The sequence below is a fragment of the Streptomyces sp. 8N706 genome, from assembly GCF_052245415.1.
GTDB lineage: Bacteria > Actinomycetota > Actinomycetes > Streptomycetales > Streptomycetaceae > Streptomyces.
The window spans coordinates 1-6,784 of sequence record NZ_JBQQBW010000188.1; the positions used below are offsets into that span (position 1 = coordinate 1).

The following is a 6,784-nucleotide window of genomic DNA, read 5'->3' on the forward strand; positions in this document are numbered from 1 at the left end:
CCCGACGGCATCCCAGCCCCAACGCCGGACCGGTCGAGTCCGCTTTCGCGGGTGCGCTCGGCGTCCGCCTGGGCGGCACCCTGGCGTACGCGGGCCGCACCGAACACCGGCCCGTCCTCGGCGGTGAGAACCGGCCCGTGGCCGTACGGGACATCGAACGCGCGGTGCGGCTGTCGCGGCGGGTGAACCTGCTCGCGCTCGCGGCCTGCGTCGGCGGGCGGCTCCTGTGGAGCGCGCTGCGCCCCGGCGACCGGGCGGGGACCGTGAAGCCGGCCTCCCCGCAATCCCGTTCGGCCCTGCGCGCCGCTGCGCCGGGCGCGGTCGCCGCCCTCGGGCGACGTGCGGCAGGAGCCCCGGGCGGTGGCACGCGGATCCGCCGCCGGACCAGCGGCGGCGTGACCGGTGGGCGGCTTCCGGCCGCCGGAAGGGGGAACGTATGAACGGACCGCACAACGGACGCGGCGGTGGCGGACTGCTGGTCGCGGGGACCACCTCGGACGCCGGGAAGAGTGTCGTCACAGCGGGGATCTGCCGGTGGCTCGCCCGCAAGGGCGTCTCCGTCGCGCCGTTCAAGGCGCAGAACATGTCGCTGAATTCGTTCGTGACCCGGGACGGCGCGGAGATCGGGCGTGCCCAGGCCATGCAGGCCGCGGCGGCGCGGGTGGAGCCGACCGCCCTGATGAACCCCGTGCTGCTCAAGCCGGGCGGCGACCGCAGCAGCCAGGTCGTGCTGCTGGGCAAGCCGGTCGGGGAGATGACCGCGCGCGGGTACTTCGGGCGCCCCGGGCCCGCGGAAGGGTCCGTACCGACGCCGGATTCGCCCGGGGAGAGGCTGTACGGCGGGGGGCGGGAGGAACTGCTCGGGACCGTGGTGGCGTGCCTGGAGGAGCTGCGGGGCACGTATGACGCGGTGATCTGTGAGGGGGCGGGAAGTCCGGCCGAGATCAATCTGCGGCGTACGGACATCGTGAACATGGGGCTGGCGCGCGCCGCGCGGCTGCCGGTCGTCGTGGTCGGGGACATCGACCGGGGCGGTGTCTTCGCCTCCTTCTTCGGTACGACCGCACTGCTGGGCCGGGAGGACCAGCCGCTCGTCGCCGGATATCTGGTCAACAAGTTCCGCGGCGATGTGTCGCTGCTGGAACCCGGCCTGGAGATGCTGCGCGGGCTGACGGGGCGGGCGACGTTCGGCGTCCTGCCGTACGCCCACGGGCTGGGCATCGACGAGGAGGACGGGCTGCGCGTGTCGTTGCGCGGGGCGGTGCGCGAGTCGGTCGTCGCCCCGCCGTACGGCGAGGATGTGCTGCGGATCGCCGTCGCCGCCGTACCGCTGATGTCCAACTTCACCGACGTGGACGCGCTCGCCGCCGAACCGGGCGTGGTGGTGCGCTTCGTGGACCGGCCCGAGGAGCTGGCCGACGCGGACCTCGTCGTGCTCCCGGGGACGCGCGGAACCGTACGGGCGCTGGCGTGGCTGCGGGAGCGCGGTATCGCGGACGCGGTCGCGCGCCGGGCGGCCGAGGGGCGGCCCGTCCTCGGCATCTGCGGCGGCTTTCAGATGCTGGGCGAGCACATCGAGGACGAGGTCGAGTCACGGGCAGGCGCGGTCGACGGGCTCGGACTGCTGCCCGTACGCGTCCGGTTCGCCGCCGGGAAGACCCTGGCGCGACCGGTCGGCCGCGCGCTCGGGGAGCGCGTGGAGGGCTATGAGATCCACCATGGCGTGGCCGAGGTGGCCGGCTCCGCCGAGCCCTTCTTCTCCGACGCGCTCGGACATGCTCTCGACGGCTGCCGGAAGGGGGCCGTCCGGGGCACGCACTGGCACGGCTCGCTGGAGAGCGACGGCTTCCGCCGGGCGTTCCTGCGGCAGGTCGCGGCCGAGGCGGGCCGCCGTTTCGTCCCCGCGCCGGACACATGTTTCGCCTCGCTCCGCGAGGAGCAGTTGGACCGGCTCGGCGACCTCATCGAGGAGCACGCCGATACGGATGCGCTCATGCAATTGATCGAGTCCGGCGCACCGTCCGGGCTCCCCTTCGTTCCTCCGGGGGCTCCATGACCGTCCTGCTGATGTCGACCGCCGACACCGATCTGCTCGCGGCCCGCGCCTCCGGCGCGCCGTACCGGATCGCCAACCCCTCCCGGGTCGATGCCGAGACCCACCTGCCCGAGTTGCTGGACGGCGCGGAGATCGCGGTCGTACGGCTGCTCGGCGGCAAGCGGGCCTGGGAGGACGGGCTCGCCGCGCTGCGGGCGTCCGGCGTTCCGACCGTGCTGCTGGGTGGCGAGTCCGTGCCGGACGCGGAGCTGATGGCCGAGTCGACGGCACCGGCGGGTGTGGTCGCCGAGGCACTGCGCTATCTGGTCGAGGGCGGCCCGGCGAACCTCGCCGAGCTGGCCCGCTTCCTCAGTGACACCGTGCTGATGAGCGGTGAAGGCTTCGAGCCGCCGCAGGAGATGCCGGCGTACGGGGTGCACGGGCAGCGTGCGCACGATCCGGCGCGCCCCACCGTCGGTGTTCTCTTCTACCGGGCGCACCAGCTGTCGGGGAACACCGCGTTCGTGGATGTGCTCTGTGATGCCGTGGAGGCGCGGGGCGCCAACGCGCTGCCGGTGTACTGCGGTTCGCTGCGTGAGGCCGAGCCGGGGCTGTACGAGCTGCTGGGCCGGGCGGACGCGCTGGTCGCGACCGTGCTGGCCGCCGGAGGCACGCGCGCGAGCGACGCGTCCGCCGGGGGCGACGAGGAGGCCTGGGACGTCGGCGCGCTGGCCGAGCTGGACGTGCCCGTACTCCAGGGACTGTGTCTGACCACCTCGCGGGCGGCATGGGAGGAGTCGGACGCGGCGCTGTCTCCCATGGACGCGGCCATGCAGGTGGCGATCCCCGAGTTCGACGGCCGGCTGATCACCGTGCCGTTCTCCTTCAAGGAGACGGGCGAGGGCGATGTGCCGGTGTATGTCGCCGACCCCGAGCGGGCGGCGCGGGTGGCCGGGATCGCCGTACGGCATGCGCGGCTGCGCCACAGGCCGAACGCCGGGAAGAAGCTCGCGGTGGTCTTCACCGCCTACCCGACCAAGCACTCCCGGGTCGGCAACGCGGTGGGCCTGGACACCCCCGCGTCGGCGGTGCGGCTGCTCGACGCCCTGCGGAACGCCGGTTACGGGGTCGAGGGATACCCGGACAACGGCGATGAACTGATCCATCGGCTGATCGCGGCGGGCGGCCATGACGTGGAGTGGCTCACGGAGGAGCAGCTCGCCACCGCCCCCGCGCGCGTGCCGCTGGCGGACTACCAGGAGTGGTTCGCGCAGCTGGAGCCCGAGCTGCACGACAGCATGCTGGAGCACTGGGGGGAGCCGCCGGGGTCGCTCTACGTCGACGGGGACGAGATCGTGCTCGCTTCGCTGCGGTTCGGCAATGTCGTGGTGATGATCCAGCCGCCGCGCGGCTTCGGTGAGAACCCGATCGCGATCTACCACGACCCCGACATGCCGCCCTCGCACCACTACATGGCGGCCTACCGCTGGCTGGAGAACACCTTCCAGGCGGATGCCATCGTCCACATGGGCAAGCACGGCACCATGGAGTGGCTGCCGGGCAAGGGCCTGGGCCTCTCGGCGTCCTGCGGCCCTGACGCCGTCCTCGGCGACCTCCCGCTCGTCTACCCCTTCATCGTCAACGACCCGGGCGAGGGCACCCAGGCCAAGCGCCGCGGGCACGCCACGGTGGTCGACCATCTGGTGCCGCCGATGGCGCGCGCCGACACCTACGGCGATCTGGCCAAGCTGGAGCAGCTGCTCGACGAGTACGCGCTCGTCAGCGATCTCGACCCGGCCAAGGCCCCGGCCGTACGGGCGCAGATCTGGACGCTGGTGAAGGCCGCCGAGCTCCACCACGACTTGCACGTCTCGGAGCAGCCGGACGACGACGAGTTCGATGAGTTCGTCATGCACATCGACGGCTATCTGTGCGAGATCAAGGACGTCCAGATCCGCGACGGTCTGCACATCCTGGGCGGTGGGCCGGTCGAGGAGGCCCGCGTCAACCTGGTGCTGGCCGTGCTGCGCGCCTCGCAGGTGTGGGGCGGCACGGCAGATGCACTGCCGGGTCTGCGGGCGGCGCTCGCCGGGCTGTTCGGGCTGGTGGAGAAGGAGCTCCTCGCGGAGCCCGGCGCACCCGTGAAGGTACCGGCCGAGCTGTCGGAGCTGGTGGACGGTCCTGCGCGTACGGGTGCGGACGCCATCGATCTGCTGGAGCAGCTGTGCCGTCGTCTCGCCGAGGGCATGGAAGCGCGTGGATGGGTGGCTTCCGCCGCATCGGAGCTGGTGTCCGAGGTGCTGGGGGGCCATGAGCTGCCCGATGCCGTGGCCGTACTGGAGTTCGCCTGCCAGGAGGTCGTACCCCGGCTGGCCCGGACGACCGACGAGATCGGTAACGTCCTGCATGCGCTGGACGGCGGCTACGTCCCGGCCGGGCCGTCCGGCTCGCCGACCCGTGGGCTGGTCAACGTGCTGCCGACGGGCCGCAACTTCTACTCGGTCGACCCCAAGGCCATTCCGTCGCGGCTCTCCTGGGAGGTCGGCCAGTCGCTGGCGGACTCGCTCATCGCCCGCTATCTGGCCGACACGGGCGCGTATCCGAAGTCCGTGGGCCTGACGGTGTGGGGCACCTCGGCGATGCGGACGCAGGGCGACGACATCGCGGAGATCCTGGCCCTGCTGGGCTGCCGTCCGGTCTGGGACGACGCCTCACGGCGGGTGACCGGCTTCGAGATCGTGCCCCTGGAGGAGCTGGGCCGGCCGCGGGTGGATGTCACCGTCCGGATCTCCGGGTTCTTCCGTGACGCCTTCCCGCATGTGGTCGGGCTGATCGACGACGCGGTGCGGGCCGTGGCCGAGCTGGACGAGCCGGCGGAGGCCAACTACGTACGGGCGCACGCCGACGAGGACACCGCCGAGCACGGCGACCGGCGCCGCGCGACGGCCCGTATCTTCGGCTCCAAGCCGGGTGCGTACGGCGCGGGGCTGCTGCCGCTGATCGACGCCCGGAACTGGCGTTCGGACGCGGACCTGGCCGAGGTGTACGCGGTCTGGGGCGGCTACGCGTACGGGCGTGGGCTGGACGGCCGGGCGGCGCGCGGCGACATGGAGACGGCCTTCCGCCGTATCCAGATCGCCGCCAAGAACGTCGACACCCGCGAGCACGATCTCGTCGACGCCGACGACTACTTCCAGTACCACGGCGGCATGGTCGCCATGGTCCGGCACCTCACCGGCGGCTCCCCGGAGGCGTACGTCGGCGACAGCGCGGTGCCCGACCAGGTGAAGACGCGGACCCTGGGCGAGGAGACGCACCGTGTCTTCCGTGCCCGGGTCGTCAACCCGCGCTGGATGGCGGCGATGCGCCGGCACGGGTACAAGGGCGCCTTCGAGATGGCCGCGACCGTCGACTACTTGTTCGGCTACGACGCAACGGCCGGTGTGGTGGACGACTGGATGTACGAGAAATTGTCGTCGGAGTACGTCTTCGACCCGGAGAACCGGCAGTTCATGGAGGCTTCCAACCCCTGGGCCCTGCGCGGCATCACGGAACGGCTGCTGGAGGCGGCGGACCGGGGCCTGTGGACGGAGCCGGACCCGGAGACCCTGGAGCAGCTCCGTGCGACCTATCTGCAGCTCGAGGGCGACCTGGAGGGCGACGCGTGACGACCACGAGTTCGACGAGTTCCACGAGTTCCACGGTCACGTCGGCCAGGGCTTCGGACTCCGCGGCTTCCGGGGCTTCCCGGGCCGCGGGGGCCTCCTCGGTGCCGAACTACCCCTTCACCGCGATCGTCGGCATGGAGGACCTGCGGCTGGGGCTGCTGCTCAACGCGGTCTCCCCGGCCGTCGGCGGTGTGCTGGTGCGGGGCGAGAAGGGCACGGCCAAGTCGACGGCCGTCCGCGCGCTGGCGGCGCTGATGCCCGCCGTGGACGTCGTGCACGGCTGTCGCTTCTCCTGTGATCCGGCCGCGCCCGACGCGTCGTGCCCGGACGGGCCGCACGAGACCGGTACGGGCGTCTCCCGTCCCGCCCGGATGGTCGAACTGCCCGTCGGCGCCTCGGAGGACCGCCTCGTCGGCGCCCTGGACATCGAGCGGGCGCTGTCGGAAGGCAAAAAGGCGTTCGAACCGGGCCTGTTGGCGGACGCCCACCGCGGCGTGCTGTACGTCGACGAGGTCAACCTCCTCCACGACCACCTGGTGGACCTGCTGCTGGATGCCGCGGCGATGGGCGCCTCGTACGTGGAGCGCGAGGGCGTCTCGGTGCGGCACGCGGCCCGCTTCCTTCTCGTCGGCACGATGAACCCGGAGGAGGGCGAGCTGCGCCCGCAGCTCCTCGACCGGTTCGGGCTGACGGTGGAGGTCGCGGCCTCGCGGGAGCCGGAGCAGCGGGTGGATGTCGTACGGCGCCGGCTCGCCTACGACGAGGATCCGGCGGCCTTCGCGGAGCGCTGGGCGGCCGAGGAGCAGGCCCTCAGGGACCGGATCGCCGCGGCGCGGGCGCTGCTGCCCTCGGTACGCCTCGGGGACGGTGCGCTGCGCCAGATCGCCGCCCTGTGCGCGGCGTTCGAGGTCGACGGGATGCGCGCGGACATCGTGGCGGCGCGGACGGCGACGGCGCTGGCCGCCTGGGCGGGGCGTACGGAGGTCCTCGCGGAGGACGTCCTGCAGGCGGCGCTGCTGGCGCTGCCGCACCGGCGGCGGCGCAATCCCTTCGACGCCCCGGGGCTGGACGAGGGCAGGCT

At 72.7% G+C, this 6,784-nt stretch carries 4 protein-coding genes; all 4 read left to right on the top strand.

The window, feature by feature from the left end:
- On the top strand, positions 1-440 hold a 440-nt coding region (locus ACTWQE_RS33120), incomplete at its 5' end, for a cobalamin biosynthesis protein (protein ID WP_443332795.1).
- Positions 437-2,056, top strand: coding sequence for a cobyric acid synthase (locus ACTWQE_RS33125; RefSeq protein WP_443332796.1), 1,620 nt, complete (start codon positions 437-439; stop codon positions 2,054-2,056). The genes ACTWQE_RS33120 and ACTWQE_RS33125, both read left to right, overlap by 4 nt.
- Positions 2,057-2,067: 11 nt before the next feature.
- Positions 2,068-5,703 (top strand): cobaltochelatase subunit CobN, encoded by a 3,636-nt coding sequence (gene cobN / locus ACTWQE_RS33130; protein WP_443332797.1) that lies wholly within the window; start codon positions 2,068-2,070, stop codon positions 5,701-5,703.
- Positions 5,704-5,837: 134 nt separating this feature from the next.
- Positions 5,838-6,784, top strand: a 947-nt coding sequence (locus ACTWQE_RS33135) for an ATP-binding protein (RefSeq protein WP_443332798.1), incomplete at its 3' end; no start/stop codon positions are given.

What these genes read in the sequence shown, in the direction of transcription:
- ACTWQE_RS33125 (WP_443332796.1), top strand. Translation starts at nt 437, where the DNA reads ATGAACGGACCGCACAACGGACGCGGCGGTGGCGGACTGCTGGTCGCG.
- cobN (WP_443332797.1), top strand. Translation starts at nt 2,068, where the DNA reads ATGTCGACCGCCGACACCGATCTGCTCGCGGCCCGCGCCTCCGGCGCG.